Source organism: Methylobacterium sp. J-030, assembly GCF_022829545.1.
Classification (GTDB): domain Bacteria; phylum Pseudomonadota; class Alphaproteobacteria; order Rhizobiales; family Beijerinckiaceae; genus Methylobacterium.
The window spans coordinates 1-340 of the sequence record NZ_JAKSYM010000387.1; the positions used below are offsets into that span (position 1 = coordinate 1).

A 340-nucleotide genomic window follows, 5' to 3' on the forward strand; every position below is an offset into this window, starting at 1 on the left:
GGCGGTTAGTTCGCAGTGCACCTACCAATTGGCGAGCAAGCGCCGGAGGAGGACGATGGAGGGACACCGTCGTTGACCGATTCGCGACGAGCTGCCGAAGCTCCGGGCGGACAGCCCGATCCGCGGCCCGCGCTGCGCCTCCGACCCGGTCTGGCGCATGGTGGCCATGGGCGGCCCGGTCTACAACTGGTCACGCGAGCCCGGCATGCCGCCGGCGATGTGCGACCCCCATCCGGACGCCATCACGATCGAGGCGCACCTGCAGGTCCTGAGCGAGACGCTTCAGAAGGCGGCGGCCGGCTCGGCCACCTGCCCGCTCGATCTGACGCCCTATCCGATC

At 70.0% G+C, this 340-nt stretch carries 1 protein-coding gene; it reads left to right on the top strand.

The features are described from left to right. Window positions 1-157 precede the first annotated feature (157 nt). The coding region (locus tag MKK75_RS31385) for a hypothetical protein (protein WP_244046387.1) at window positions 158-340 on the top strand (183 nt) is incomplete at its 3' end.